Below are 24948 nucleotides of genomic sequence, written 5' to 3'. Positions count from 1 at the left end.
TGGTCGAATGGCTTTCGACCTGCTCTTTCACGGATCGAGGGGCGTGTCGTCGATCGACGCCCCTCGTGTCCCATTGTCGAAGGACCGGGCTTATCGTCGCCCGTGTTCGCTCCGTCCGACCTCCGGGTTTCCATGACCCCTTTTTCGGACACGGAGAACGTTCGCGCCGCGTAAAATCCGTGGATTTTCGTCGTACCCGGGCCCTACCGTGGCACTATGACCTCTTCCGACCCCGGTCTCCACGTCTCGGACCGCGCGCCGGCGACCCCGAGCGCGTCCCCGGACGTTCCCGCGTTGCACCTGCGCGGAGTCGTCAAACGCTTCGGATCGCTCACCGCCGTCGACGGCCTCGATCTGGAGGTCCCCCAGGGCGTCGTCCTGGGGCTCCTCGGCCCCAACGGCGCCGGCAAGTCGACGACGATGAAGATGCTCACCGCCCAGTCCCTCGCCGACGAGGGAGAGATCCGCATCCTCGGCCACGAGATCCCCGCCGAGTCCAAATGGGCCCGCGCCCGCATGGGCGTCGTGCCCCAGCACGACAACCTCGACGAGGAACTCACCGTCGAGCAGAACCTGCGGATGTTCTCGTTCCTGTACCGGGTGCCCCGCGCCCGCCGTCGAGAGGCCATCGCGCGGGCCATGCGCATCGCCCAGCTCGAAGATCGCGGCGACACGGTCGTCGAGGACCTGTCCGGCGGCATGCGCCGACGCCTCCTCATCGTCCGCGCCCTGTTGCACCGACCCGAACTGGTCCTCATGGACGAACCCACCGTCGGGCTGGACCCCCAGGTCCGCCAGGACCTGTGGGGCGTCATCGACGCGCTCCGCCAAGAGGGGGCGACGGTGCTCATGTCCACCCACTACATCGAGGAGGCCGAACGCCTCTCCGACGAGGTGGCCCTCATGGCGGCGGGCCGGATCATCGAACGCGGCACCCCCGCCGACCTGGTCGCCAAGTACGCCGGCACCACCGTCGAGGAGTACACCCCCGACGAGCACGGCATCGACGTCCTGGAGAACCTCATCCGCGACCACGGCTTCACCACCCGCCGTACCGGCACCGCGGTGTCGGTCCTGCGGGCCGAGGAACTGCCCCCGTCCCTCCGGGACCGGCTCACCGTGCCCCTGCGCCGGGCGAGCAACCTGGAGGACGTGTTCGTGACCCTGACAGGAGAGAGTGTCGATTGAGCATCGACCACACCGACGCGCGTCGGCTGCGAGACCGGGAGGACGCCCGGCCCGAGACCCACGCCCGACCCGGTCGGTTCGAGATGGACGCCGTCATGGGCATCGTCGCCCGCGAGTGGATCCTCTACGGCCGGTCGTGGCGGGCCACCACGTTCGCCGCCGTCGTCGAACCCACCCTGTACCTGCTCTGCTTCGGGTTCGGGATGGGCGCGCTCATCGGCACCCTGGCCGGCTTCAGCTACATCGACTTCCTCGGCACCGGCATCGTCGCGGTGTCGGTGATGTTCCAGTCGATGATGCCCGCCGTCATCAACACCTTCATCAAGCGCCGTTTCCTGCACACCTACGAGGGCATCCTCGCCACCCCCATCGACGTCCGCGAACTCGTCACCGGCGAGGCCCTGTGGCTGGCGATGCGCTCCGGCGTCTACGGGTGCGTACCGCTGCTGGTGGCCATGGGGTTCGGGCTGCGGCCCGGCCTCGGCGGCCTGCTGGTGCCGTTCATCGCGTTCCTCGCCGGGTTCGCCTTCGCGCTGTTCGGCATCTGGATCTCCGCGGTGATCACGTCGGTGCGGTCCATGGACTACGTGTTCAGCGGTCTGTTCACCCCGTTGTTCCTGGTGGCGGGCACGTTCTTCCCGCTCACCGAGCTGCCGGGCTGGGTCCAGGGCGTCGCCGTGATCAACCCGCTCTACCACGCGGTCGAACTCATCCGCGGGTCCGTCTTCGGCGGGCTCGACGCCGGGGCGCTGCTGCTGCACATCGGTGTCCTGGTGGCGTTCATCGTGCTCATGTGGTTCCTGGCCGGGTTCCAGATGCGCCGCCGTATGGTCGGCTGACGGGACACGTGTGAGAACGAGGGAGCGGCGGGGGTCCAGACCCCCCGCCGCTCCCTTTCGCCGTGTCGGACGTCAGCCCGCGCTGGGCGCCCAGCGCAGCTCGACGGTGCTGCGCGCACCCTCCTCGGTGACGCTCAGCGCCATGCCGAGCGCGCCCCACTCGTCGGGGTTCTCCACGTCGTTCGTGGTCAGCACCTGGCGCATGTCGAAGTACCCGGCCATCACCGCGCTGTCCATCTCCTGCATGGTCTGCTGGAAGACCGGGTCGTCGGCCAGGCGGCCGGTGCCGCTGCTGCCCTGCGACACGACCACGGTGTCGCCCTCGCCGGACACCCCCGGCGGGGTGGAGTACGGGTCGTCGTTCGCGAGGAACTCGGTGATGGCCGTCTCGTCACCGCCGACGGCGCGGTACTGGAACGAGATCTGCTCGCTCCCGTAGCCGCCGAAGAAGTCGTCCAGGCTGATCTGGGTGATGCCGAACGACGTCGACGAACCCAGCAGATCGCTGAAGCCCTCCGGCATGGAGATGCCCATGCCGTTCATGCCCCGCTCGAACTCCTGCTGCTCGCCGGAGCTGCTGAAGAACGGGATCTCCTCGCTGTCGTAGGCCTCGATCAGCGCCTGGTCCAGTCCGCTGGCGCCGACCGCGATCACCGTGTTGTCCGGCAGGTCGCCCAGGGCGTTCACGCTCTCGCCCGGCGCCTCCGACAGCCAGGACAGGTCGGCCTCGTTGACCTCGAAGGCGAAGGCGTCCATCCGCGCCTCCAGGTACTCGCCGTCGACCCGCACCGACGCGGTCGCCCGACCGGAGAAGTCGGCCGTCTCCGTCGAGAGCTCCGACTCGAACTCCCGGGCGAACGCCTCGATCTCCATGGCCGCGCCCAGGTCGGCCCAGGCCACGGCCAGACTGCCGGAGGCGACCCCGGAGACGTCCTCGGAGAAGACGTCGTTGTCGGCCAGCGAGCCGTGCTCGTCGATCTGCCGCTCCAGATCGGACAGGGCGGCGTCGGAGTGGGTGAAAACGAGGTAGTCGCCGTCCACCGAGTAGGCCAGGTCCTCCTCCTCCGCGGCGATCCCCGCGAAGTCCTCCTCGGCCTTGCGCGGGTCCTCGACGGCCAGCGCGACGGCCACCGCGACGCCGGCTCCCTCCTCCACCTCCGCGTCACCGGAGACGGGCCACACCGAGAAGCCCACGCGCTGGCCGATCCACTCCTCGACCCGGTCCTGGCTCGGGGAGCTCTCGGGGAACGCGTCGACGAACACCTCGGCGAAGAGCCCGGTCATGTCCCCGTCGGGGGTGTCCGTCTGCTCGGTGACCTCGGCCGGGAGCCGCTCGACGAACTCCAGCAGCTCGATCGCCTGGGATCCGTCGATGGCCAGGTCGACCTTGCCGAACGCCAGGGAACTGCCGGGGAGCACCTCCTCCGGCTGGGGGCCGCCGAAGCTCACCAGGGACACGGTGGCCCACACGGTGCCGGCCATCAGCACGACCGCGGTGCCCGCAGCCGCCGGGATGAGCCAGCGGTTGCGCCGGGCGCCACCGCCGCCGGGCGGTACCGGGCCGCCAGGATAGCCGGGGCCTCCCGGGCCGCCAGGATAGCCGGGGCCTCCCGGGCCACCGGGGTATCCGGGACCGGCGTAGTGCTGTCCGGGCATTCCGCCGGGGGGAACGGCGCCGGGGGGAACGACGCCCGGCGCCGGAGGGTGCCCCTGACCGGGCAGCCCTGGCTGGTGCGGCTGCCACTGGGGCTGCTGGTGGGGATCAGGGTAGGACATCGGACCTCCGACGGAATTCTCACAGGCGCGGTGTCCGCGCTACCGACGACATCTCTGATGCCGGTTCACCCGGATGTGGTTCTCTCGCGCGGACGTGAAGACAGGGGAGCGGGCGGTCGACGCGGGGTTCCGGGGCCCGCGGCCGACCACCCGTGTGAGGGAACGGAGGGTCAGAGCTGCGGGGCGGAGGTCAGGTCCACGCCGCTGTAGGCCGCCAGCTTGCCCAACCGGTGCTCGCTGAGCACCTGGCGGACGGTGCCGCTGCGGCCCCGCATCACCAGCGAGTCGGTGGTGACCCGAGAGGACTCGTAGCGCACGCCGCCGACCAGTTCGCCGTCGGTGATGCCGGTCGCCGCGAAGAACACGTCGTCGGAGGAGACCAGGTCGTCGGTGTGCAGCACCCGGCCCAGGTCGTGCCCGGCCTCGACGGCCCTGGCGCGCTCGGCGTCGTCCTTGGGCCACAACCGTCCCTGGATGACACCGCCCAGGCACTTCATCGCGCACGCGGTGATGATGCCCTCGGGGGTGCCGCCGATGCCCAGCAGCAGGTCGACGCCGGTGCCGGCGCGGGCCGCCATGATCGCGCCCGCCACGTCACCGTCGCTGATGAACTTGATGCGGGCGCCGGCGTCGCGCACCTCCTTGACGATCCGTTCGTGCCGCGGCCGGTTGAGGATGACGACCGTCACATCCTGCGGCGACTTCCCCTTGGCCCGGGCCACCGCCCGAATGTTGTCGGCGACGGGAGCGGCGATGTCCACCACGTCGGCCGCCTCGGGGCCGGCGGCCAGCTTCTCCATGTAGAACACGGCGGACGGGTCGAACATGGACCCGCGCGGGCTCAGCGCGATGACGGCGATCGCGTTGGGCATGCCCATCGCGGTCAGGGTGGTGCCGTCGATCGGGTCGACGGCCACGTCCCATTCCTGGCCGCCGCCGTCGCCGACGCTCTCACCGTTGTAGAGCATCGGGGCGTTGTCCTTCTCGCCCTCGCCGATGACCACGGTGCCGTTCATCGACACCGTGCTGATCATGTGACGCATCCCGCGCACGGCCGCACCGTCAGCGCCGTTCTTGTCGCCCTTGCCGACCCAACGGGCCGCCGCCAGCGCGGCGGTCTCGGTCACGCGGACCAGTTCGAGGGCGAGGTTGCGGTCGGGCGCGGTGGGACCGCCGGGCTGTGACATGGAGCGACACCTTCCGTCAGGGGAACAGGGTGGGATTCACGTCTTAGGGTAGTCACCCGACGTGATCCGCCCTCTCCATGGGTACGCTCCCGTGTCCGGTCGGACGCGTAAGGTCTACCCTGGCGTGATCGGGACGGGAGTGAGGGCGTGACAGTGGAAAAGACGGACAGGCCGACACGGGTCTCCCCACGAGGGGCGGCGACGCGCAGCGCCCTGCTCAAAGCCGCCGCCCAGGTCTTCCGCACCGTGGGGTTCGCCAAGGCCGGGGTCAGCGAGGTCGTCGCGGTGGCCGGCGCCAGCGTGGGCAGCCTCTACCACCACTTCACCGGCAAGGCCGACCTCTACCTCGCCCTGTACGAGGAGTTCCAGCAGCGCCAGCAGGAGCGCACCCACCAGGCGGTGATGGACGCCCGGGCCCGGGGTGAGAGCGATCCCACCCGGCTGATGAACCTCGCGGCCCGCGCCTATCTGCTCGGCTGCATCGAGGAGAGGGAGACCACACGGCTGTTCTTCAGCGGTGACGGCCCACCCGGCTTCGAGTACCAGTTGCGGGCCCGGCTCACCAAGTGGACCGACCGCAACGTCGCCCTGTACCGCAAGGCCGACGAACCGGTGGACGAGGCCCTGCTGATCGTGGTGGCCGGCGCGATGCTGCTGGCCGTCGCCGAGGTGGTCAACCGCGACGACGCCGACGCCCGCCGACTGGCCGACGACATCACCCGGCTGCTCGACCAGCTCCAGCCGCGCGGGCGCCGGGACGGGTAACCGCACCCCGGGTCGGTGTGCTCCACGACCTGCGGCAAGCTGGAGGCGTCATGAGTGAGCACAGCCGGTCCAGCGCGACCTTCAAGAACTACGCCATCTCCCTCGGCGTCATCATCGTCATCGTCCTGGCGTTGGCGTTCGTGGTCTCCACGCGCTCGGGCGAGAACATCCCCTCCGTGGACTACCGGCCCGAGGCCGACGTGGTGCGTGAGGCCGCCGACTACCCGGTGACGCTGCCCGCCGCGGACCTCGTCGAGCGGGGGTGGACGCCCACCAGTTCGACCCTGGACACCACCGGCCCGGTCGAGTGGAGCGTCGGTTTCGCGACCGCCGAGGACAGCCATGTGATGTTCACCCAGAGCGACGGCGACCCGGACGCGGTCGTCTCCGCCCGGGCCAGGGGCGCCGAGGAGACCGGCACGGTCTCGGTCGGCGGCCGTGAGTGGGAGCACCGCGAGTCCGAGGAGTGGTCGGCCCTGGTCCTGCGCGAGGACGGGTACACGCTGGTCGTGGCCGGCCCGGCCGACCTCGACGAACTGGCGGGGTTCGCCGGCGGCCTGGTGACGGACGACGACTCCGACGTGTCGTCGCCCGAGCCCACCGAGGAGGACTGACCCGGAACGCGCCACAGGAGGAGGGCCCCGGACGTTCGTCGCCCGGGGCCCTCCTCCCGTGTTCCGCGCTCGCGCGACTACTCGGCGCGCAGGTCGCGACGCAGCTCCTTGGGCAGGGAGAAGGTCAGCGTCTCGTCGGCGGTGGTCACCAGGGCCACGTCCTCGTAACCGTGCCCGGCCAGGCGCCGGAGCAGCTCCTGGACCAGGATGTCCGGTACGGAGGCGCCGCTGGTGACGCCCACGGTGGTGACGCCCTCCAGCCACGCGTCGTCCATGAGCGAGGCGTTGTCGATCAGGTGGGCGGCGTCGGCGCCGGCGGCCAGGGCGACCTCGACCAGCCGCACCGAGTTGGAGGAGTTGTCCGAGCCCACCACGATGACGAGTTCGCACTCGGGGGCCATCGTCTTGACGGCGACCTGGCGGTTGGTGGTGGCGTAGCAGATGTCGTCGCTGGGCGGGTCGAGCAGGTTCGGGAACTTGGTGCGCAGGGCGTCGACGGTCTCGTTGGTCTCGTCCACCGACAGGGTGGTCTGCGACAGCCAGGACACGTTGTCCGGGTCGCGGACCTCCAGCTTGTGGACCTCGTCCGGGCTCTCCACGATCTGGATGTGCTCGGGGGCCTCACCGCTGGTGCCCTCGACCTCCTCGTGGCCGATGTGGCCGATGAGAATGATGTCCCGGTCCTCGGAGGCGAAGCGCTTGGCCTCCTTGTGGACCTTGGTCACCAGGGGACAGGTGGCGTCGATGGTCTTGAGGCTGCGCTTGGAGGCCTCCTCGTGCACGGCCGGGGAGACGCCGTGGGCGGAGAAGACGACGATCGCGCCCTCGGGCACCTCCTCGGTCTCCTCGACGAAGACGGCGCCGCGCTCCTCCAGGCTTCGCACCACGTGGGTGTTGTGCACGATCTGCTTGCGGACGTAGACGGGGGCGCCGTACTGCTCCAGGGCCTTCTCGACGGTGATGACCGCGCGGTCCACACCGGCGCAGTAACCCCGGGGGTTGGCGAGAAGCACACGGCGTTGCTTGGTGTCGGTGGTCGTCGCTGTCATGTGTCACATCCTAGGTGGGCTCCGAAGGTGCGCTGTGCCGGAGTGGGAGAGCACACGTCCCGAAGGTCGGCGGGAGGCTTCGCGCCGCGGCGTGGGGCCCGTACCCGGGGCCAAGGTGACGGTATCGCAACGACGGGCCTCCGGTTCTGCTGCGAAGTGGCGAAATCGTTCACTTATCTCCTGCTCATGGTGTTCCTCCCTCCTCTATCCTGGTTCACCATCACCATGTGTTATAGGCGGTTCGCCCTCACTCGGCCCGGCTCGGACCGCGGAGCGTGACCCGCCCACGCCGAGAGCAATCAGGAGCCCCCGCCACATGTCGAACCCGACAATCGCCACGAAAGTCGTGACCCTGTTCAAGGGCCTCTTCGGGCGCAAGGAAACGGTCCCCACCCCCGCCGAGGAGAAGACCGCCCCCGCCGAGTCCGCTGCGACGGAGGCCACCGCGACCGTCGAGACCCCGGTCGCCGAGGCTCCGAAGACCGAGGAGCCGGCCGCGCAGGAGAAGGTCGCCGAGCCCGTCGAGGACAAGGCCGAGCCGGTCGAGGACAAGGCCGCAGAGAAGGCGGAGACCCCCGTCGTCGAGGTGCCCGTCGCTGAGGCCCCCGCGGCCGAGGAACCCGTCACCCCCGCCACCGCCGACCTCACCGAGCCCGGCGAGACCATCGCGGAGGAGATCGCGGCGGCCGAGGCCAAGACCGAGGTCGCCGACACCGAGGTGTTGGAGAAGGTCCGCAAGGAGAACGCCCCCGCCGTCGAGGACCTGGCCGTTCCCACCTACGACGCGCTGACCCTGCCCTCGGTCCGCGCCCGGCTGCGCAAGCTCACCATCGCCCAGGTCCGCGACCTGCGCGCCTACGAGGTCGCCCACCAGGGTCGCGCCGAGTTCATCAGGATGTACGACAACCGCATCGCCAAGCTGGAGACCGAGGCCTGAGGGTTCGCGATCCGCGAGGGGGACCGGCGACACGGACCGGACGGGCGTCGCCGAGCACGGCGGCGCCCGTCCGCGTACCGGGGAACCCGGTCGACGGTCGGGGCGTCTCACCCGTCGAGAGATCGACGCTCCCACCGAAAGGCCCCACCACCATGAGCGCTACCCCTGTCCGTCGCACCCCGGCCGTCTCGGCCGCCGCACTCCTGTCGGCCGCGGTCTTCGGGCTCACCGGTTGCTCCTTCAGCCTTCCCGGCGGCCAGGAGGTCGGTGTCGACCCCGACGGCGTGTCCGTCGGCGAGGGGGACAACGAGGTCTCCGTCGACGGGGAGGGCGGTGTGAACATCGGCCTCGGAGGCGACGACGTGCTCACCATCGCCTCGGGCCAGGGCGACGTCACCGAGGACTGCGAGGGCCGCGCGGTCAACGTCGTCGCCGAGCGGACCCGCGTCGTCCTCAACGGTTCCTGCACCACCGTCACCGTCACGGGCAGCGACCTCGACGTGCACATCGGCTCCGTGGAGTCCGTCCACATCGTCGGGACCGACAACACCGTCCACCACGCCTCCGGCGAGCCGACCGTGACCGACCTGGGCAGTGGCAACTCCGTCTCCCCCGGCGGTGACGCCGCCCCGTGACCCCGGTCCCGTGAACCTCCGCCGCGCTTCGGCCCGACCGTCACACCCCTGGCCTAGGCTCGGGTGTCATGGGCATGGAGAGTTCCCCCGAGGCGCCACAGCCGGTCCGCGTCGTCCTCAACGCCGTGGGCGGCTGGATCGGCCGGCTGGGCCGAATCTGGGTCGAAGGTCAGATCGCCGAGTTGAACCGGCGCGGTCGCATGGCCTATCTGACCCTGCGCGACCCGGTCGCCAACGTCTCGGTGCGGGTGGTCTGCCAGACCTCGGTCCTGGACGCGCAACAGCCTCCGCCGGAGGCGGGCGCGCGCGTGGTGGTGCACGCCAAGCCCGACTTCTACGAGGTGCGCGGCACCTTCTCGCTGCGTGCCCTGGAGATCCGCCACGTCGGCCTGGGTGAGCTGCTGGCCCGTCTGGAGCAGCTGCGCCGCACCCTTCAGGCGGAGGGCGTGTTCGCCCCCGAGCGCAAGCGGCCGCTGCCGTTCCTGCCCGGTACGGTCGGCCTCATCTGTGGACGCGACTCGGCGGCCGAGCGCGACGTGCTGGAGAACAGCCGTCGCCGTTGGCCCGCCGTGCGCTTCGAGGTGCGCCAGGTCGCCGTTCAGGGCGATCGCGCCGTGCGCGAGGTGATGGAGGCGCTCAAGGACCTCGACTCCCGTCCGGAGGTCGACGTCATCGTCATCGCCCGCGGCGGCGGCTCCCTGGAGGATCTGCTGCCGTTCTCCGACGAGGCCCTGGTCCGCGCCGTCGCCGCCGCCCGCACGCCGGTGGTCAGCGCCATCGGCCACGAACAGGACGCCCCGCTGCTGGACCACGTCGCCGACGTGCGCGCCTCCACGCCCACCGACGCGGCCAAGCGGACCGTTCCCGACGTGGGGGAGCAGCTGGAGATCATCCGCCAGCTCCGTGACCGGGGCCGTCGGGTACTGAGCGGCGCCGTGGAACGGGAGAACGCCTGGTTGGCCTCGATCCGCTCCCGCCCGGCCCTGGCCGACCCGGTCCGGGAGATCGACCGCCTCACCGAACAGATCCTGGATCTGCGCGAACGCTCTCGGCGCAACCTCGCGGTCTCCCTGGACCGGGCCGCCGAGAACCTGGTCCACACCCGGGCCCGCCTGCACGCGCTGTCCCCGGCGACCACCCTGGCCCGGGGGTACGCGATCGTGCAGCGCGCCGACGGTTCGGTGGTGCGCTCGGCGGTCGAACCCGACGTGGGGGAGTCCCTGCGGGTGCGTTTCGCCGAGGACGGACTCACCGTCACCGTGGACGCCGTCGACGAGGGCCCCGGCACCGAGGGCGCCGAGCCCGACAACACCGGAGGAGAACGATAGACATGGCAGACAAGGGTGCCGCGAAGGCCGAGAAGCCCACGAAGACCGAGAAGCCCGACGAGCCGGAACTCGGCTACGAGGAGAGCCGCGAAGAGCTCAACACCGTGGTGCGCCGGTTGGAGGCGGGCGGACTGAGCCTCAAGGACTCCCTGGCGCTGTGGGAACGGGGGGAGGAGTTGGCCCGTATCTGCGAGCGTTGGCTGGAGGGGGCTCGCGCCACCATGGCCGCCGCCATGGACGAGCGCGAGAAGGGCGACGCCCCGGGGAACGGGGACACGCCCTTCTAGGGTCTTCGCTGGGAGGCCGTCCGCCGCGAGCGGAGGGCGGCTGCGCCGTAGGCGTCCGCCGAGGACCGTCCCGGGGTGGTCGGGCGGTGGGGCGGGTACTCGCGGAACACGGGCCGGGGGCGTCAGTCTCTTCCGGCCCGGGGACCGGTCTCGCGCGGGCCGTGGGGAGAGGGCGACGCGGCCCGGGGCCGTCGGGGGACGGTCCCGGTCACCTGCGGCCGTTCACCTGGTCGCCCAGTTCCCGGACGTTGCCGGGCAGCCCCCGGAACACCCCGATGACCAGGACCAGCGCGGTGCCCAGGAACAACCAGGGGGCGACCTGTGCCAGACGTGAGGCCAGGGCGAGCAGGAGCACCCGGGCGAAACCCTCGTTGCCCAGGGCGAGCACGCTCTCGGCGGCGACCACCGCGGCGAAGAACGCGATGGGCGGGCTGACCGACAGGGACAGCAGGTCGCCCGTCCGGACCAGTGACACGGTCAGCAGACAGGCGAGCGTGAAGGCGACACCGGGAGCCGTGGGCAGTTCGGCCACGTGCGCGAGCACCGTTCCGGTGACGCTGAAGAGGGCGATGACCAGGACACCGCCCCGGCCGGTGAGCCGCGGGCCGTTCTGACGGGCGCGGGGTGCGGCGGGACGCGGACCGCTCTTCGAGAGGGTCCCCGTCGGCCGTGCGGGACCGGGCTTCCTGTTCTTCTGCGCGGTGCGGCCATGGCGGTCGGGCCGCACGAAGTACGGTGCCCGCCCGGGTTCCGGGCCTTCCGTCTTCCGCGTGGGCATGGCCGTTCGCCTCCCAAGTGTGTTACTCACAGTGTTTAGTGTGTCACTTCTCGTGAGTGTTCGGTCTCTTTTCCGGGGAACGTGTCGTCATTTCGTCCACTTGCCCCTTCCGTGCCGAACACGCCTTCCTCCCGTTGGACACCGGGATGGACCACCGTGGTTCCGGATGTTCGCGGAGGAAGTGTCCGCATTCGTCCCGAGAGTCGACGAGGGCGCCGGAGGGTCGACCTTTTCGGCCGGGGAAGAGCATTCCCCTGTTCCCGGGCTCGCATCTTTCTTTTTAGGTCGCTCCGTTGTGTCCGTTGTTTGTCAGCCGAATACTCGCATCCTCGGTGAGTTCCGGGGAGGTGACCGTCCGGGGCAACCCCTCCACCCCCGGGGGGCGCTCCAGCTCCTCGTCCACCAGACCCAGCTCCTCGAATTTGCGCGCCGTCACCAGCACCCGGTTCTCCAACGAGCCCACCGTCCGGTTGTAGGCCGAGACCGTCTTGGAGAGCGACCGCCCCAGATCCTCCACGTGCCCGCCCAGTGTGGCCAGCCGCGAGTGCAACTGCTTGCCCAGGTCGAACACCGCCCGCGCGTTCGCGCTCAACGCCTCCTGCTGCCAGGCGTACTGCGCGGTGCGCAACAGGGAGATCAGCGTCGTCGGCGTCGCGATGTGCACCCGACGTCCCATCGCGTACTCCAGCAGGGCGGGATCGTGCTCCAGCGCCGGCGCGAGGAACGCCTCGCCCGGGATGAAGAGCACCACGAACTCCGGTGAGGGGCTCAACCCCGACCAGTACGCCTTGCCGGCCAGCTGGTCCACGTGCGTTCGCAGGTGCCGGGAGTGCGCCCGCAGCCGCTCCCGCATCCCCTCCTCGTCGCCGGTCTCCACCGCGTCCAGATAGGCCGACAGCGGCACCTTGGAGTCCACGACGATGTTCTTGCCGCCGGCCAGGCGCACCACCATGTCGGGTCGGCGGGCCCCGTTGTCGACGGCCACCTGCTCCTCGAAGTCGCAGCGCGCGCTCATCCCCGCCAGTTCCGCGACCCGGCGCAACTGCACCTCGCCCCACCTGCCGCGCGCCTCCGGCCGACGCAGCGCCGTCACCAGGGCCCGGGTCTGATCGCGCAGCCGCTCGGACCCCTCGCGCACGTACTCGACCTGCTTGGCCAGCTCCGCGTGGGCGGCGGCCCGGCCGGCGTCGGCCTCGCGCAACTGGCGTTCGACCCGGTCGAGCATCTCGGTCAGCGGCTCGACCATGCGTTCCACGGCCCGGCGCCGCTCGTCCATATCGTGCCCGGCCTGGACGCCGACCGCTCGCAACCGTCCCTCGGCCAGATCCAGGAAGTTCCGGTTGGTCTGCTCCAGGGCCTGGGCGGACAACGCCCGGAACCGTTCGGCGAGCCGCTCCTCCATGAACTCGGCCCGTTCCCGCGCCGCCGCGGCCTCGGCCCGTGCCCGTTCGCCCTGTCCCCGGGCCAGGAGCCACCCGAGCGCGACGCCCACGGCGATGCCGATGAGGAGTATCGCCACCAGTGAGAGGAGATCCATGGCGCCCCATGGTGTCAGTCCGCGCGGTCCCCGGTCTCCCCGCCACGCAGGACATCGGTGAGCACTCCCATCAAGTCCGGCATGTCCACCGCCCCGGGGGCGTAGGACCACTGGAGCTGGAGACCGTCCATCGCGGCGATGAGCAGGGTCGCCGCCTGCTCGGGGGTGGCCCCGCCGGCCAGCCGGTCGCCGTGGGCGGCGCGCAGGGCGTCGGCGAGGCGGACGCGCAGCGCCGCGAAGCGTTCGGTGAAGTAGTCGCCCGCGGGGTGGTCCTCGGCCAGGCCCTCGGCGGACAGCAGGGTGTAGAGCCGTACCACGCCCGGTCGTCCGGTGTTGCGCTCGACCACGTCGCGCAGCCGGTCCAGGTCGCTCAGCTCGCCGAACTCGGCGTCGTCGATCTCGTCGCGCCGGCTCAGCACGGAGATCAGCAGCGACTCCTTGGTGGGGAAGTGGTGCAGGAGCCCCTGCTGGCTGAGGCCGACCCGCTCGGCGACGGCGGCCAGGGAACTGTTGTGGAACCCGTGTTCGGCGAACTCCTCCAGGGCGGCGTCGACGATCTGCTCGCGTCGCGCCGTGGCCGGCGGGCGCCCGCGGGCGCGCCGGGGGCCCGTGGCGGGGACGGTTCTCTCGTTGCTCATGTCGGGTCTCAGGCTAGCCGCCCCCGTCGATCTCGGGGTGGGGCTTCCCAACCTCAGGTTAAGCGTTTAACCTGAGGTTCATCATTTCCCGAGTGATCGGTAGGTAAATTCCGTGCGCGACCCCCGGAGGTTTCCCATGCGCGCATCCGACGACGCCCGCGAACGCCGTGTCGAAGAGGCCCTGGCCGCCCTCGACCTGGAGGGCGTGGTGTCCCTGCTCTCCGGCGATTCCCTGTGGGCGCTCCCCGCGAACCCCGCCATCGGTCTCGGCCGCCTGGTCATGTCCGACGGCCCCGTCGGGGTGCGGGGTGAACACTGGACCCCCGACGACCCCTCGATCCAACTGCCGAGCCCCACCGCCATCGCCGCCACCTGGGACCGTGGCCTCGTCCGCACCGCCGGGCACCTGCTCGCCCAGGAGGCCAGGCGCAAGGGCGTGCACGTCCTGCTCGCCCCCGCCGTCAACATGCACCGCTCCCCGCTGGGCGGACGCCACTTCGAGACCTACTCCGAGGATCCCCACCTCACCGCCGAGATCGGCGCCGCCTACGTCCTCGGCGTTCAGGAAGGGGGCGTGGCCACCACCGTCAAGCACTTCGTCGCCAACGACTCCGAGACCGACCGCTTCACCGTCGACGTGCGCGTCGACGAGCGCACCCTGCGCGAGATCTATCTGGCCCCGTTCGAGCGCATCGTCGCCAAGGCCCGGCCCTGGGGCGTGATGGCCTCCTACAACAAGGTCAACGGCACCACCATGACCGAGCACGCCGAACTCAACGCGGTGCTGCGCGAGGAATGGGGCTTCGACGGCTTCATCGTCTCGGACTGGACCGCCGCCCGCGACACCGTCGCCGACGCGCTCGCCGGCCTGGACGTGGCCATGCCCGGACCCAACACCGTCTACGGCCGACACCTCGTCGACGCCGTTCGCGACGGCCGTGTCCCGAAGGAGGTCGTGAACGGTCTCGCCCGCCGGGTGCTGCGTCTGGCGGCCCGGGTGGGCGTGCTCGACGGTGCCGATCCCGTCGTGGCCCCGGCGGACCGGCCCGCCGACCTCGACGGTCGCGCCGTCGCCCGTGAACTCGCCGCCCGCTCCTTCGTCCTGCTGCGCAACGAGAACGCCTCCCTGCCCCTCGCCCCCGCCCGGGTCCGCCGCGTCGCGCTCATCGGACTGCCCGCCGCGGAGGCCCGCACCAGTGGCGGTGGCAGCGCCGGCGTCTTCGCCGAACGCATCGTGTCCCCGCTCGAAGGACTGCGCGCCGCACTGCCCGACGACGTCGAACTCGTGCACGCCGTCGGCACCGACCCCCGCACGAGCCCGCCCCCCGTGCGGACACCGCTCACCGCCGTGTTCCGGGCCGCCGACGGGCGGGCCCTGACCACCGAATCCCTGCCCGACGGCACCGCCCGCTGGATCGGGGAACTCCCCTCGGGGGTCTCCAACACCGACCTCGACCGCGTCGAGGTCGGCGGAGAGTTCACCCCGAAGGAGAGCGGCGATCACCTGATCGGCATCTCCGGCGCGGGTCGCTACGTGCTCACCGTCGACGGCGCCACCGTGTTCGACGGGGAACTGCTCGCCGAGGGCGACGACCCGGCCGCCGCCATGTTCGCCCCGCCCACCACCACGGTGCCGGTCGCGTTGACCGCGGGGAGGCCGGTCCGGATCACCGTCACGAAGGCCCACGAGGACCTGGGGATGGGCGACTTCGCCTTCATCGGGTTCACCCTCACCCACAGCGCCCCGCTGGCCGACGAGGCCGATCTGCTGGCCGAGGCGGTCGCGACGGCCCGCGGCGCCGACATCGCGATCGTCGTGGTGGGGACCACAGAGGAGGTCGAGTCGGAGGGCTTCGACCGGGACTCCCTCGCCCTGCCGGGCCGCCAGGACGACCTCGTCGCCCGTGTCGCCGAGGTCAACGATCGCACCGTCGTCGTGGTCTCGGCCGGCGCGCCGGTGGAGATGCCCTGGCGGGAGGACGTGTCGGCGATCCTGCTCGCCTGGTTCGGCGGCCAGGAGGTCGGCGGCGCGCTCGCCGACGTGCTGCTCGGTGAGGCCGACCCGTCCGGACGGCTGCCCACCACGTGGCCGGCCGCTCTGGCCGACGCCCCGGTCTCCGCCGTGGTGCCCGAGGACGGGGTGCTGGAGTACGGAGAGGGCGCGTTCATCGGCTACCGGGGCTGGGAGCGCGACGGTGCCGCCCCCGCCTACTGGTTCGGTCACGGGTTGTCGTACACCGAATGGCGCTACGACACCTTGGAGGTCGCCCCGGTCGAGAACGCCGAGGCGGGGGAGGAACCCCTCGCGGCCCGGGTGCGCGTGCGCCTGACCAACGTCGGCGAGCGGGCCGGTCGCGAGGTCGTGCAGGTGTACCTGGCCCCGCACGAGCCGGGCGACCGCCCGGCCAAGGTCCTGGCCGGGTTCGCGCCCGTGGCGGCCGGCGCGGGGGAGACGGTCGAGGTCGAGGTCGCCGTTCCGCGCGACGCCATCCGCACCTGGGCCGAGGACGCCGGCGAGTGGGAGTACGTCGCCGGAGGATACGACCTGCTGGTGGGCCGCTCCTACGCCGACACGCGCCTCACCGCCCGCGTCGAGCTGAGGTAGCCCGTCGCCCAAGGGGAGGGGAGCGGTCGGAGCGCGGGCGTGCCGCCCGCGCTCCGCCCCCGGCGAGGGGACCCCGTGCCCCTCCCCTCGGGCCGCGCGGGGTCAGGTCTGACGGCGGACGGGCACCGGGGACCACGGTGAGAGGTGGACCTCGGTGCCCTCCGTGATCGACGCGACGACGCGGCGGGCGATCTCCTCCGGGCTCTCGCTCTCCACGCGCACGCTGGACAGTGTGGGCCGCAGCATGCGGCACAGCATCACGTCATCGGCGCCCATCAACCCCACCCGGCCCGGGACGTCCACCCCCGCGTCGAGCAGGGCGCCCAGCAGCAGCCCGGCGAACTCGTCGTTGTAGCCGAACACCCCCTCGGGCAGACCTTCCTCCCCCCACGCGGCGACGATCCCGGCGGCGGACCCGGGGGAGTACTCCATCTCGTGGACGCGCACCGACGCGCCGACCTCGGCCGCCGCCTCGCGCACCCCCTCCAACCGACCCTCGCCCATGACGCGCAGCGGCGGGTCGACCGGCACCACCACCGCCAGGTCGCGGTATCCGCGTTCGAGCAGGTCCCGGCCGGCCGCCAAGCCGATCGCCCGGTGGTCCATGATCAGGGTCGACAGCCCCGTGCCCTTCGCGGCGGCCGGGTCCGACCCCATGCCGAACACCCGGATCCCCGCCTTGAGCAGCAGCGCCACACCGGCCGGGGTGAGCCGGTCGTCGCCGGCGATGACGGCGGCCGGTCGCAGCGCGGCCCAGGACCGCGCCGCCTTCACCCCCCTGTGGCGTTCGGCCCCGTACTGCATGAGCGTGTAGCCCAGGTCGCGCAGGGCGCGGGTGAACCCGTACAGGAACCCCGTCGCCAGGGGCCCGTGCACCACGTCGAAGTGGACGTACAGCACGAGGTCCCGGCTCCCGGTGCGCAGCGACCGGGCGTTGGCGTGCGGGACGTACCCCAGTTCGTCGGCGATCGCGCGGACCCGCGCCCGGGTCTCCTCGGGGATGCGTGCGCCGGCCGGAGCGTCGTTGAGCACGTACGACACGGTCGCGGTGGACACGCCCGCCTGTCGGGCGATGTCGGTGATGGTCGCGGGCCGGGGGCGGATCGAAGTCATGCGGCTATCTTGCCCTGCCTGTTCGGGGCCGGGAGGGGGGAGCCCGGCCTGGATGTGCGCTCGTGTGAAGTTCTGATGACGAGGCCGTTGACAATGGTTAAACGTATAACCTAGCTTAATCGCATAACCAACGCCTGAACAGGTGTTTCTCACTCCGGCTCACGCCAAGGATGATGCGACATGTCCGAACACGTATCCCCCCTCTCGGACCAGGGACCGCCTTCCGCGACCACGCCCGCGACCGGCCGCCGGAGCATGCGGCGCCTGATCCCGATGCTCGGTGTCGGCAACCTCGCCGTCTACGCCTTCTACCTCGGCATCGGCGCGGTCCTGCTGCCCCTCCAGGTCCAGGGCCTCACCCCCGGGGACGAGGAGGCCGCGGTCGCCAACCTCGGCCTGGTCTCGGGCATCGCCGCCGTCTTCGGCACGGTGTTCAACCCCATCGGCGGCGCCCTCTCCGACCGCACCCGCTCCCGGTGGGGCCGGCGCAACCCGTGGATCCTCGGGGGCGCGCTGGCCGGATTCCTGTTGGTCCTCGTGCTCGGCTTCGCCGACTCCCTGCTCATGGTCGTCGTCGGCTGGTGCCTGGCCCAGGGCGCCATGAACCTCCACCAGGCGGCCGTCACCGCGATCATCCCCGACCGCGTCCCCTACGGGCGTCGGGGCACGGCCGCCGCGGCCATGGGCATCGCCATCGCCCTCGCCGGTGTGGTCGGCACCGGCGTGGCCACGCTGTTCACCGACTCCCTCCCGCTCGGCCACATCCTCCTCGGCGGTCTCGTCGTGGCGGTCGCCGTGCTGCTCACCACCGCGACCCACGACCCCCGCGGCGACGAACTCCCCCCACGGGCCGCCGCCGACCGGATCGGCCCCCTCGCCGCCCTGGGCCGTTTCCTGTCCGCCCTGTCCCACCGCGACTTCGCGCTGGTGTTCGTCGGCCGCGCTCTGCTCTTCCTCGGCTACTTCCTCATCTTCGGGTTCCAGCTCTACATCCTCGACTACTTCATCGAGCTGCCCGAGGGCCTGGCCCCCGCCGCCGCCGTGACGATCCTCAGCCTCATCACCGCCGTGGCCACCATCGTCACCACGGCGATCGGGGGACCGCTCTCGGACCGCTTCGACCGCCGCCGTCTCTTCGCCCTGGTCTGCGGTGTCGTCTCGGCCGGTGCGATGCTCATCCCCTTCTTCGTGCCGACCTGGACGGGGATGCTCGTCTTCGCCCTCGTCAACGGCAGCGCCTTCGGCTGCTTCATGGCCGTCGACACGGCGCTGGCCACCCTGGTCCTGCCCAGCGACGCCGACGCCGCCCGCGACATGGGCGTGCTCAATATCGCCGCCGCGGGACCGCAGGTCATCGCCCCGTTCGTCGCCTCGGCGATCATCCTCCACCTCGGCGGCTACGGCTCCCTGTTCCTGGTCGGCTCCACCGTCGGCCTGCTCGGGGCGCTCGCCATCGTCTTCGTCCGCGGTGTCCGCTGACCCCGCCCGTCACCCCGCACGACCACCGAAGGGACTCCCCATGGAACTGGCCACCCACGACAGCGGTACCGGCGACCGCACCGCCCTGCTGATCCACGGCGCCATGTCCGACCACGGCACCTGGCACGCCGTCGAGGCCCATCTGATCGGCCTGGGCTACCGGGTGATCGGTGTCGACATGCGCGGGCACGGGCGCAGCCCGCGCGGCGATTACAGCGTGGCGGCGCTGGGCGACGACCTGGTCGACTCGCTGCCCGTCGGCGCGGACCTGGCCATCGGTCACTCGATGGGCGGTCTGGCGCTGTCCCTGGCCGTGGAGCGCCTGGCCCCGGCCCACGCCGTCTACTCCGACCCCGCCTTCGGGTTCGCCCAGGTCACCCCCGGCGCGAGCGAGGCCATGCGGCGGATGGTGGCCGAGGCCACGGCCGAGAGCGTGCGCGCCATGAACCCGCGCTGGAGCGACGCCGACATCGCCGCCGAACTCGCCGGGTTCGCCGCCTTCGACCCGGCGTTCTTCGACGTCATCGCCGACGCCGCCGACCGTGACCCGATGCCCGCCGAGGCCGTGGTGCCCTCCCTGGTGCAGCTGGCCGACCCCAGCTTCACCGTCGACGCCGAAGGCGCCCGCCGGCTGGCCGAACGCGGCTTCGAGGTCCGCACCGTCATCGGTGCCGGGCACTGCGTCCACCGCGACGACCTGCCCGGTTTCCTGGCCTCCCTCGACGGCTGGCTCTGACCCGACCGGACCGCGCGGTGCCCTTCCCTCCACGGGCACCGCGTCCCACCCCACCCCACCCCGCCCCCCGACCGAAGGACCCGTCATGACACCCACACCGATGCGGCGCGCGCTCGCCTCGACCGCCCTCCTCCTGATCGCCGCCACGGCCTGCGCCGCCCCCGACGACCCGTCGGCCCCCGAAGGGCGCGTTCTCGCCGACTTCCCGCCCGCGTCGCTGGAGGGTGTGCGGGTCCTCATCGGCAACGACGACTCCATGCGCGGCGAAGAGCCCGACGGCGGCGACGGCCTGGGCCTGTACGCCCTGCGCGCGGCCCTGTGCGACGCCGGTGCCGACGTGGTCGCCTTCGCGCCCTGGGCGCAGCAGTCGAGCATGAGCGCCGCCCTGTCCCACGAGGGCGCCTTCGGACTGGGAGCCCCGCCGGCCCCACCCGAGGAGTACGCCGACGCCTGCTCCGACGCACCCTCCGGCGGCGCGGTCCACGGGGTGTGCGTCGAGGAGGGGCCCTGCCGCCCGGACTCGCCCAGCGCCACCCCGGTGGACGCCCTCGGCTTCGCCCTCGCCCACGGCCTGCCCGAGGTCGTCGGCTGGGACGGTCCGCCGGACCTGGTCGTCTCCGGCGTCAACTCCGGCCCCAACGTCGCCTCGCAGATCCCCCACTCGGGAACGATCGGCGTCGCCTCGGCCGCCGTCGCGGCCGGGGTGCCCGCGCTCGCCCTGAGCGCGAGCGTGAACGAGGACCTCGTGGTCACCCCCGAGACCCTCACCGCCACCGCCGCCTTCGGCACCGACCTCATCGCCCGGATGCACGGTGCCGGCCTGCTCGACGGCGGGTCCGACGGGTACGTGGTCAACGTCAACCACCCGGCCTCGCCCGACGGAGCACCGGGCACCGACGTCCGCTGGACCCGGGCGGGCGCCGGGACGGTCCTGGTCGTCGACTACGAGGGTGAGGACGCCTTCACCCCGGCCGTGCGACCGTGCGGACCCGAGGCGCCCGGCTGCCTCCCCGAGACCCGGGACGACGCCGACGCCATCGCCCTGTTGGCGGAGGGGGCCGTGTCGGTGAGCGCGCTCACCGTCGATCGCGCGTACGCCTCCGGTGAGGACCCGACGACGGTCGAAGGGCTGTCCGAGCTCGTCACCGCCCTCGGGAACGGCTGAGGGCCGGGGCTCCGGGCCGCCGTCGGAGAGTGGGACCGAGGAAGGAAAAGTGCGCGGGCGCGTCCGATTCCGGTCATTTCCCTTCTCGTCCTTCGGATCGTCCGAGAAGCTGAGGTGACCGACCCGGTCGACCGGCCTCTCCCGCCCCGGTCCCGGACGGCTCTCGCCCCTTCGCAAGGAGTCCCATGAACCTGGAGACCTACACCAACGGCAACGGAGAGAGAACGGCGATCCTCGTCCACGGGGCGGCGGCGGACCACGGAACCTGGCACGCCGTCGAATCCGCCCTCATCGAGCGCGGCCACCGCGTCGTGAGCGTCGACATGCGCGGGCACGGGCGCAGCCCGCGCGGCGATTACAGCGTGGCGGCGCTGGGCGACGACCTGGTCGACTCGCTGCCCGTCGGCGCGGACCTGGCCATCGGTCACTCGATGGGCGGTCTGGCGCTGTCCCTGGCCGTGGAGCGCCTGGCCCCGGCCCACGCCGTCTACGTCGACCCCGCCTTCCGGCTGCCGCCCATGCCCGCCGACGCCGGCGAGCGCATGCGCCGGGTGTTCGCCACCGCCGACGCCGCGCACGTGCGGGCGATGAACCCGCGCTGGAACGATCTCGACGTCGCCCGGGAACTGGCCGGCTTCGCCGCCTGCGACCCCGAGTTCTACACCTTCGTCGCCGACGAGGTCGCCGGTCGCGACCTCCTGCCGGACGAACCGCACGTGCCCTCCCTGGTCCTGCACGCCGAGAACACCATCACGATCGACGCCCGGACCGCCGACGAACTCGCCGACCGCGGATTCGACGTGCGCATGGTGCCGAACGCCGCCCACTGCATCCACCGCGACGACCTCCCCGGGCTCCTCGCCGAACTCGACTCCTGGGTCCGAGTGGCCGCGACCTGACCCGACCGGAGCGGGGCGCGGACCGGTCGCGCCCCGGCCCCTCCGGACGGCGAACTCCCCCCGGAGCGGTGACGGCACCCCGTGACCGGCGAACCCCCCGGCCGCTCCGCGCCATCGGCGGGGGCCGGTCAGGCGCAGACCTGCAACGCCTTGCGCCAGGCCTCCACCGACGTCCAGAAGGCCGACCCGGCGGGCTCCGGTGTGAAAAGCCAGGTCCTCTCCCACGCCGGGGACGCCCGACCCGCGATCTCCCGGCTCGGCGGGTACGGCGGCCGTCCGTTGACCGGGTACCACGTGTACTCCAACGGCTCCAGCAGGGCCATCAGGCGTTCCTCCAGGCCCCGCCCCGGGCGCACCTTCACCAACATCCACGGCCGGAACCGACGCAGCACCTCCAGGCCGCCCGCGATCACGTCCGGTTCGGTGCCCGCCGTGTCGATCTTCAGCACGCTGGGGGAGCAGCCCACCGACTCGTTCCACCGGGCCAGGGTCGCGGCCCGCACCGTGATCCCCGACAGGTCGTGGCGACCGGACCGCTCGATCGTGTTGCACATGTCGTTGTGCCGGGCCCGTCGCAGGTACGCGGTGCCGTTGTGGTTGCTCAACGCCACCTCCGCCACCGTGAACCCCAGTTCGGCACCCTCGGACACGGAACGGGCCGCCGCGGCGATCTCCGGGGTCGGCTCGAACGCGAACACGGGCCGTCCGGAACGCGCCGCGGCCAACATCGCGTACACCCCCACCCCCGCGCCCACGTCGAGCACCGCGCCCGGCCGTGTGTGCCCGAGCATCGCGAGGAAACAGGACAGGCTGTCGGGTTCGTGCCCGGCCAGGCCGTGGGCGGCCAGTCGACGGGGCACCGTCAGGTAACCGGGCAGGTGCAGGGTCACCGAGTCGGGGCCGAGTCGGCGGGCGTCGGTGTCCGGGCGGGGCAGGTCCAGGGTGAAAACGCGGCTCCACGGGGGCACCCTGGCGGGGTTCAGACCTCCCATGCTCCGCGGTAGCCGGACACGTATCCGCCGGGTGGCGAATCGCACCAGCGGGTAGCGGCGCACGAGTTCGCGAAGTTGATCGGTGACCATGCTCTCTCCCCAGGGAACAGGACCTCGGGACCGGGGCGCGCACCCGAGTCGACCCCGGGACGCGCCGGTTCCCGGCCCCGTGGCCGTGGCACGTCGGCCGGAGGGGACGGAGGGGAAAGGGGCCGACGGTTCGGACATCTCCCGCACCGGTCCCCGGCGGCATGAACCGAACCTACTGTGAGTAGTCACGCCTGCGCACTGTGTTTCGGTGAATGGCCCCGCTTTCCTCCCCGACGGACCGCCCGCCCCGTCGGGCCGCATAGACTCTCACCTTGTGAGTCTGTCTATCGGGATCGTGGGACTGCCCAACGTCGGCAAGTCCACCCTCTTCAACGCGCTGACCAAGAACGACGCTCTGGCCGCGAACTACCCGTTCGCGACCATCGAGCCCAACGTCGGAGTCGTCGGTGTGCCCGATGGCCGACTCGGCAGGCTCGCCGAGATCTTCGGCTCCGCCAAGATCCTCCCGGCGACCGTCGACTTCGTCGACATCGCCGGCATCGTGCGCGGTGCCTCCACCGGCGAGGGCCTGGGCAACAAGTTCCTCGCCAACATCCGCGAGAGCGACGCGATCTGCCAGGTCATCCGGGTCTTCGACGACCCCGACGTCACGCACGTCGACGGTGAGGTCGAACCCTCCCGCGACATCGAGACGATCAACACCGAGCTGATCCTCGCCGACCTCCAGACCCTGGAGAAGGCCTTGCCGCGCCTGGAGAAGGACGCCAAGCGCAACGCCAAGGACAAGGACTCCCAGGAACTGCTGGCCGCCGCCCGCGCCGCCCAGGACATCCTCGACGGCGGCACCTCGCTGTACGCGGCGAAGGACGTCGACCTGGCCCGCCTGCGCGAGCTGAGCCTGCTCACGGTCAAGCCGTTCATCTACGTGTTCAACCTCGACAGCGGCGAACTCGCCGACGAGGCCCTGCGCGCCAAGCTCCAGGAGCTGGTCTCCCCGGCCGAGGCGATCTTCCTGGACGCCAAGATCGAGGCCGAGCTGGCCGAGCTGGACGACGACGAGGCCCAGGAGCTGCTGGAGTCCATGGGACAGACCGAGTCGGGTCTGGCCCAGCTGGCCCGGGTCGGGTTCGACACCCTGGGATTGCAGACCTACCTCACCGCCGGGCCCAAGGAGGCCCGCGCCTGGACCATCAAGAAGGGCGCCACCGCCCCGGAGGCGGCGGGGGTCATCCACACCGACTTCCAGCGCGGCTTCATCAAGGCCGAGGTGGTCTCCTACGACGACCTGATCGCGGCCGGCGACATGCAGGCCGCCCGCGCCGCGGGCAAGGTCCGTATGGAGGGCAAGGACTACGTGATGGCCGACGGCGACGTGGTGGAGTTCCGCTTCAACGTGTAGGCGGGGAGCGCGACCGCCGGTCGGGCGATGACACCCGAGGCAGGGGCCGGATCTTCGGATCCGGCCCCTGCCCGTCGTTCCCTGCGACCGGATCGGTCTCGGCGACGGCCCGGCGTCGGAACGCTCGGCCCGAACGGCGGGACGCCCAGCGGGACAGGGGCCGACGGGACGTTCGGGGTGCCGGGCACGGCCCGGACCCACACGAGGACGAGGAGGCCGGACGCGTCCCGGAGAGGCGGGGCGGGCCGCCGCCCGGTTTTCGCGCCGGGGCGTTCCGGGGCCCTCGTGAGCCGTACGGGTCAGCCGGAGTGCATGGGCTCGTAGTGGCCCTCGTGCCCCGTCGGGCGGGGCAGGAAGTCGGGCACGGTGCGCCGGGCCGCGTTCCGCAGTCGCTCCCGGGCCTCCTCGGGGGTGAGCGCGGACAGGCCCAGGGCCGTGCGGACCCGCTCCCGGACGACATCGAGGTCGGGATGGTCCGCCCGGACCTCCTCCTCCAGTTCGTCGAGCGGGTGGCCGTCGAGGGCGTCCCGCCACGACGCCAGCGCCGTGAAGAGGGTCAGGGCCTCCGCCAGGTCGGCGGCGGCCAGCGTGGCCCGCCCCTCGGAGTCGGCGTACAGCACCGGCCGTCGCGTCCCGGCCGGACCGCACAGGAAATACGTGCCGCCCGAGGCGCACCCCGCGATCGGGACGGGGCGTTCGCCGTCGGGCAGCTCCAGTTCCTCGATCGGGTCCACCCGTTCGACGTCGAAGTCCCCGACCAGGTCCAGCGCCGCCCGCAGCGCCCCGTCCTCCCGGATCCGCGCCAACACGTCCTCATCGTCCATGCCCGCGAACCTAGCCCCGCCCTCGGACGTTCAGGCGGGCGTCCCCTCGGTGAGCGGGGGCTCCTCGGGGACGCGGGCCAGACCGCCCAGCACGATGAACGCCTGCTCCCGGCGCACGGTCTGACGC

The 24948-nt window shown here is 71.8% G+C and carries 23 protein-coding genes; 14 read left to right on the top strand and 9 right to left on the bottom strand.

The annotated features are described in order from the left end of the window. Positions 1–216 precede the first annotated feature (216 nt). Positions 217–1188, top strand: a complete 972-nt coding sequence (locus tag RM479_RS05800; protein WP_311510669.1) for an ABC transporter ATP-binding protein — start codon at positions 217–219, stop codon at positions 1186–1188. Beyond that, positions 1185–2027: an ABC transporter permease gene (locus RM479_RS05795; RefSeq protein ID WP_311510668.1), complete on the top strand. Its 843-nt coding sequence runs from the start codon at positions 1185–1187 to the stop codon at positions 2025–2027. The genes RM479_RS05800 and RM479_RS05795 overlap by 4 nt, the downstream gene beginning before the upstream one ends. A 72-nt stretch (positions 2028–2099) precedes the next feature. Here RM479_RS05795 and RM479_RS05790 read toward each other — a convergent pair whose 3' ends face one another. Further along, a complete protein-coding gene (locus tag RM479_RS05790) occupies positions 2100–3803 on the bottom strand; it encodes a hypothetical protein (protein WP_311510667.1) in 1704 nt (567 codons plus the stop codon). Between the two features lie 170 nt (positions 3804–3973). Continuing rightward, positions 3974–4990 carry a class II fructose-bisphosphatase gene (gene glpX, locus RM479_RS05785; protein ID WP_311510666.1) on the bottom strand — a complete coding sequence of 339 codons (1017 nt, stop codon included), beginning with the start codon at positions 4988–4990 and terminating at the stop codon, positions 3974–3976. Positions 4991–5143: 153 nt separating this feature from the next. On the opposite strand from glpX, the gene RM479_RS05780 reads away from it, so the two are divergent. Then, positions 5144–5755, top strand: coding sequence for a TetR/AcrR family transcriptional regulator (locus tag RM479_RS05780; protein WP_274809385.1), 612 nt, complete (start codon positions 5144–5146; stop codon positions 5753–5755). Between the two features lie 50 nt (positions 5756–5805). Next, positions 5806–6369, top strand: a complete 564-nt coding sequence (locus RM479_RS05775) for a DUF4245 domain-containing protein (protein WP_311510665.1) — start codon at positions 5806–5808, stop codon at positions 6367–6369. A 77-nt stretch (positions 6370–6446) separates the two neighbouring features. Here the strand turns inward: RM479_RS05775 and RM479_RS05770 are convergent, their stop codons facing one another. Then, positions 6447–7418, bottom strand: coding sequence for a 4-hydroxy-3-methylbut-2-enyl diphosphate reductase (locus RM479_RS05770; RefSeq protein WP_311510664.1), 972 nt, complete (start codon positions 7416–7418; stop codon positions 6447–6449). A 316-nt stretch (positions 7419–7734) separates the two neighbouring features. On the opposite strand from RM479_RS05770, the gene RM479_RS05765 reads away from it, so the two are divergent. From RM479_RS05765 to RM479_RS05750, 4 genes are all read left to right on the top strand, one after another. Then, on the top strand, positions 7735–8355 hold the full coding sequence (locus tag RM479_RS05765; protein WP_311510663.1) for a hypothetical protein: 621 nt from the start codon (positions 7735–7737) through the stop codon (positions 8353–8355). Positions 8356–8507: 152 nt separating this feature from the next. Continuing rightward, positions 8508–8990: a DUF3060 domain-containing protein gene (locus RM479_RS05760; protein ID WP_311510662.1), complete on the top strand. Its 483-nt coding sequence runs from the start codon at positions 8508–8510 to the stop codon at positions 8988–8990. Between the two features lie 68 nt (positions 8991–9058). Continuing rightward, on the top strand, positions 9059–10318 hold the full coding sequence (xseA, locus tag RM479_RS05755) for an exodeoxyribonuclease VII large subunit (RefSeq protein WP_311510661.1): 1260 nt from the start codon (positions 9059–9061) through the stop codon (positions 10316–10318). Positions 10319–10320: 2 nt separating this feature from the next. Beyond that, positions 10321–10605: an exodeoxyribonuclease VII small subunit gene (locus tag RM479_RS05750; protein ID WP_311510660.1), complete on the top strand. Its 285-nt coding sequence runs from the start codon at positions 10321–10323 to the stop codon at positions 10603–10605. Positions 10606–10813: 208 nt separating this feature from the next. On the opposite strand, the gene RM479_RS05745 is transcribed toward RM479_RS05750, so the two are convergent. From RM479_RS05745 to RM479_RS05735, 3 genes are all read right to left on the bottom strand, one after another. Further along, positions 10814–11383 (bottom strand): DUF6542 domain-containing protein, encoded by a 570-nt coding sequence (locus RM479_RS05745; protein ID WP_311510659.1) that lies wholly within the window; start codon positions 11381–11383, stop codon positions 10814–10816. Positions 11384–11663: 280 nt separating this feature from the next. Next, positions 11664–12920 carry a DNA recombination protein RmuC gene (locus tag RM479_RS05740; protein WP_311510658.1) on the bottom strand — a complete coding sequence of 419 codons (1257 nt, stop codon included), beginning with the start codon at positions 12918–12920 and terminating at the stop codon, positions 11664–11666. A 14-nt stretch (positions 12921–12934) separates the two neighbouring features. After that, positions 12935–13558: a TetR/AcrR family transcriptional regulator gene (locus RM479_RS05735; protein ID WP_311510657.1), complete on the bottom strand. Its 624-nt coding sequence runs from the start codon at positions 13556–13558 to the stop codon at positions 12935–12937. Between the two features lie 136 nt (positions 13559–13694). Between RM479_RS05735 and RM479_RS05730 the strand changes: the two genes are divergently transcribed. Further along, a complete protein-coding gene (locus RM479_RS05730; protein ID WP_311510656.1) occupies positions 13695–16163 on the top strand; it encodes a glycoside hydrolase family 3 protein in 2469 nt (822 codons plus the stop codon). Between the two features lie 102 nt (positions 16164–16265). On the opposite strand, the gene RM479_RS05725 is transcribed toward RM479_RS05730, so the two are convergent. After that, positions 16266–17276 carry a LacI family DNA-binding transcriptional regulator gene (locus RM479_RS05725; RefSeq protein ID WP_311510655.1) on the bottom strand — a complete coding sequence of 337 codons (1011 nt, stop codon included), beginning with the start codon at positions 17274–17276 and terminating at the stop codon, positions 16266–16268. A 180-nt stretch (positions 17277–17456) separates the two neighbouring features. Between RM479_RS05725 and RM479_RS05720 the strand changes: the two genes are divergently transcribed. From RM479_RS05720 to RM479_RS05705, 4 genes are all read left to right on the top strand, one after another. Then, positions 17457–18755: an MFS transporter gene (locus RM479_RS05720; protein ID WP_311510654.1), complete on the top strand. Its 1299-nt coding sequence runs from the start codon at positions 17457–17459 to the stop codon at positions 18753–18755. A gap of 40 nt (positions 18756–18795) precedes the next feature. Beyond that, a complete protein-coding gene (locus tag RM479_RS05715; protein WP_311510653.1) occupies positions 18796–19491 on the top strand; it encodes an alpha/beta fold hydrolase in 696 nt (231 codons plus the stop codon). Positions 19492–19576: 85 nt separating this feature from the next. Next, positions 19577–20656, top strand: coding sequence for a 5'/3'-nucleotidase SurE (locus RM479_RS05710; protein WP_311510652.1), 1080 nt, complete (start codon positions 19577–19579; stop codon positions 20654–20656). Positions 20657–20841: 185 nt separating this feature from the next. Further along, positions 20842–21555, top strand: a complete 714-nt coding sequence (locus RM479_RS05705; protein WP_311510651.1) for an alpha/beta fold hydrolase — start codon at positions 20842–20844, stop codon at positions 21553–21555. A gap of 128 nt (positions 21556–21683) precedes the next feature. Here RM479_RS05705 and RM479_RS05700 read toward each other — a convergent pair whose 3' ends face one another. Further along, positions 21684–22637 (bottom strand): FkbM family methyltransferase, encoded by a 954-nt coding sequence (locus RM479_RS05700; protein WP_311510650.1) that lies wholly within the window; start codon positions 22635–22637, stop codon positions 21684–21686. Positions 22638–22911: 274 nt separating this feature from the next. Between RM479_RS05700 and ychF the strand changes: the two genes are divergently transcribed. Next, complete coding sequence (gene ychF, locus RM479_RS05695; protein WP_274809291.1) at positions 22912–23997, top strand: redox-regulated ATPase YchF; 1086 nt, start codon at positions 22912–22914, stop codon at positions 23995–23997. Positions 23998–24296: 299 nt separating this feature from the next. Here the strand turns inward: ychF and RM479_RS05690 are convergent, their stop codons facing one another. Beyond that, entirely contained in the window at positions 24297–24821 is a 525-nt protein-coding gene (locus RM479_RS05690; RefSeq protein ID WP_311510649.1) for a hypothetical protein, read from the bottom strand. Positions 24822–24948: the final 127 nt, after the last annotated feature.

This window comes from Nocardiopsis lambiniae (genome assembly GCF_031845465.1).
In the GTDB taxonomy this organism is placed as follows: domain Bacteria; phylum Actinomycetota; class Actinomycetes; order Streptosporangiales; family Streptosporangiaceae; genus Nocardiopsis; species Nocardiopsis lambiniae.
This window is presented reverse-complemented; position numbering and strand designations above follow the sequence as displayed.

Coding starts and splice junctions, on each gene's coding strand:
- RM479_RS05735 (WP_311510657.1), bottom strand. CDS start 13,558: ATGAGCAACGAGAGAACCGTCCCCGCCACGGGCCCCCGGCGCGCCCGC.
- RM479_RS05730 (WP_311510656.1), top strand. CDS start 13,695: ATGCGCGCATCCGACGACGCCCGCGAACGCCGTGTCGAAGAGGCCCTG.
- RM479_RS05740 (WP_311510658.1), bottom strand. CDS start 12,920: ATGGATCTCCTCTCACTGGTGGCGATACTCCTCATCGGCATCGCCGTG.
- glpX (WP_311510666.1), bottom strand. CDS start 4,990: ATGTCACAGCCCGGCGGTCCCACCGCGCCCGACCGCAACCTCGCCCTC.
- RM479_RS05700 (WP_311510650.1), bottom strand. CDS start 22,637: ATGGTCACCGATCAACTTCGCGAACTCGTGCGCCGCTACCCGCTGGTG.
- RM479_RS05725 (WP_311510655.1), bottom strand. CDS start 17,276: ATGACTTCGATCCGCCCCCGGCCCGCGACCATCACCGACATCGCCCGA.
- xseA (WP_311510661.1), top strand. CDS start 9,059: ATGGGCATGGAGAGTTCCCCCGAGGCGCCACAGCCGGTCCGCGTCGTC.
- RM479_RS05715 (WP_311510653.1), top strand. CDS start 18,796: ATGGAACTGGCCACCCACGACAGCGGTACCGGCGACCGCACCGCCCTG.
- RM479_RS05705 (WP_311510651.1), top strand. CDS start 20,842: ATGAACCTGGAGACCTACACCAACGGCAACGGAGAGAGAACGGCGATC.
- RM479_RS05745 (WP_311510659.1), bottom strand. CDS start 11,383: ATGCCCACGCGGAAGACGGAAGGCCCGGAACCCGGGCGGGCACCGTAC.
- RM479_RS05790 (WP_311510667.1), bottom strand. CDS start 3,803: ATGTCCTACCCTGATCCCCACCAGCAGCCCCAGTGGCAGCCGCACCAG.
- RM479_RS05760 (WP_311510662.1), top strand. CDS start 8,508: ATGAGCGCTACCCCTGTCCGTCGCACCCCGGCCGTCTCGGCCGCCGCA.
- RM479_RS05800 (WP_311510669.1), top strand. CDS start 217: ATGACCTCTTCCGACCCCGGTCTCCACGTCTCGGACCGCGCGCCGGCG.
- RM479_RS05690 (WP_311510649.1), bottom strand. CDS start 24,821: ATGGACGATGAGGACGTGTTGGCGCGGATCCGGGAGGACGGGGCGCTG.
- RM479_RS05710 (WP_311510652.1), top strand. CDS start 19,577: ATGACACCCACACCGATGCGGCGCGCGCTCGCCTCGACCGCCCTCCTC.
- RM479_RS05720 (WP_311510654.1), top strand. CDS start 17,457: ATGTCCGAACACGTATCCCCCCTCTCGGACCAGGGACCGCCTTCCGCG.
- RM479_RS05770 (WP_311510664.1), bottom strand. CDS start 7,418: ATGACAGCGACGACCACCGACACCAAGCAACGCCGTGTGCTTCTCGCC.
- RM479_RS05775 (WP_311510665.1), top strand. CDS start 5,806: ATGAGTGAGCACAGCCGGTCCAGCGCGACCTTCAAGAACTACGCCATC.
- RM479_RS05765 (WP_311510663.1), top strand. CDS start 7,735: ATGTCGAACCCGACAATCGCCACGAAAGTCGTGACCCTGTTCAAGGGC.
- RM479_RS05750 (WP_311510660.1), top strand. CDS start 10,321: ATGGCAGACAAGGGTGCCGCGAAGGCCGAGAAGCCCACGAAGACCGAG.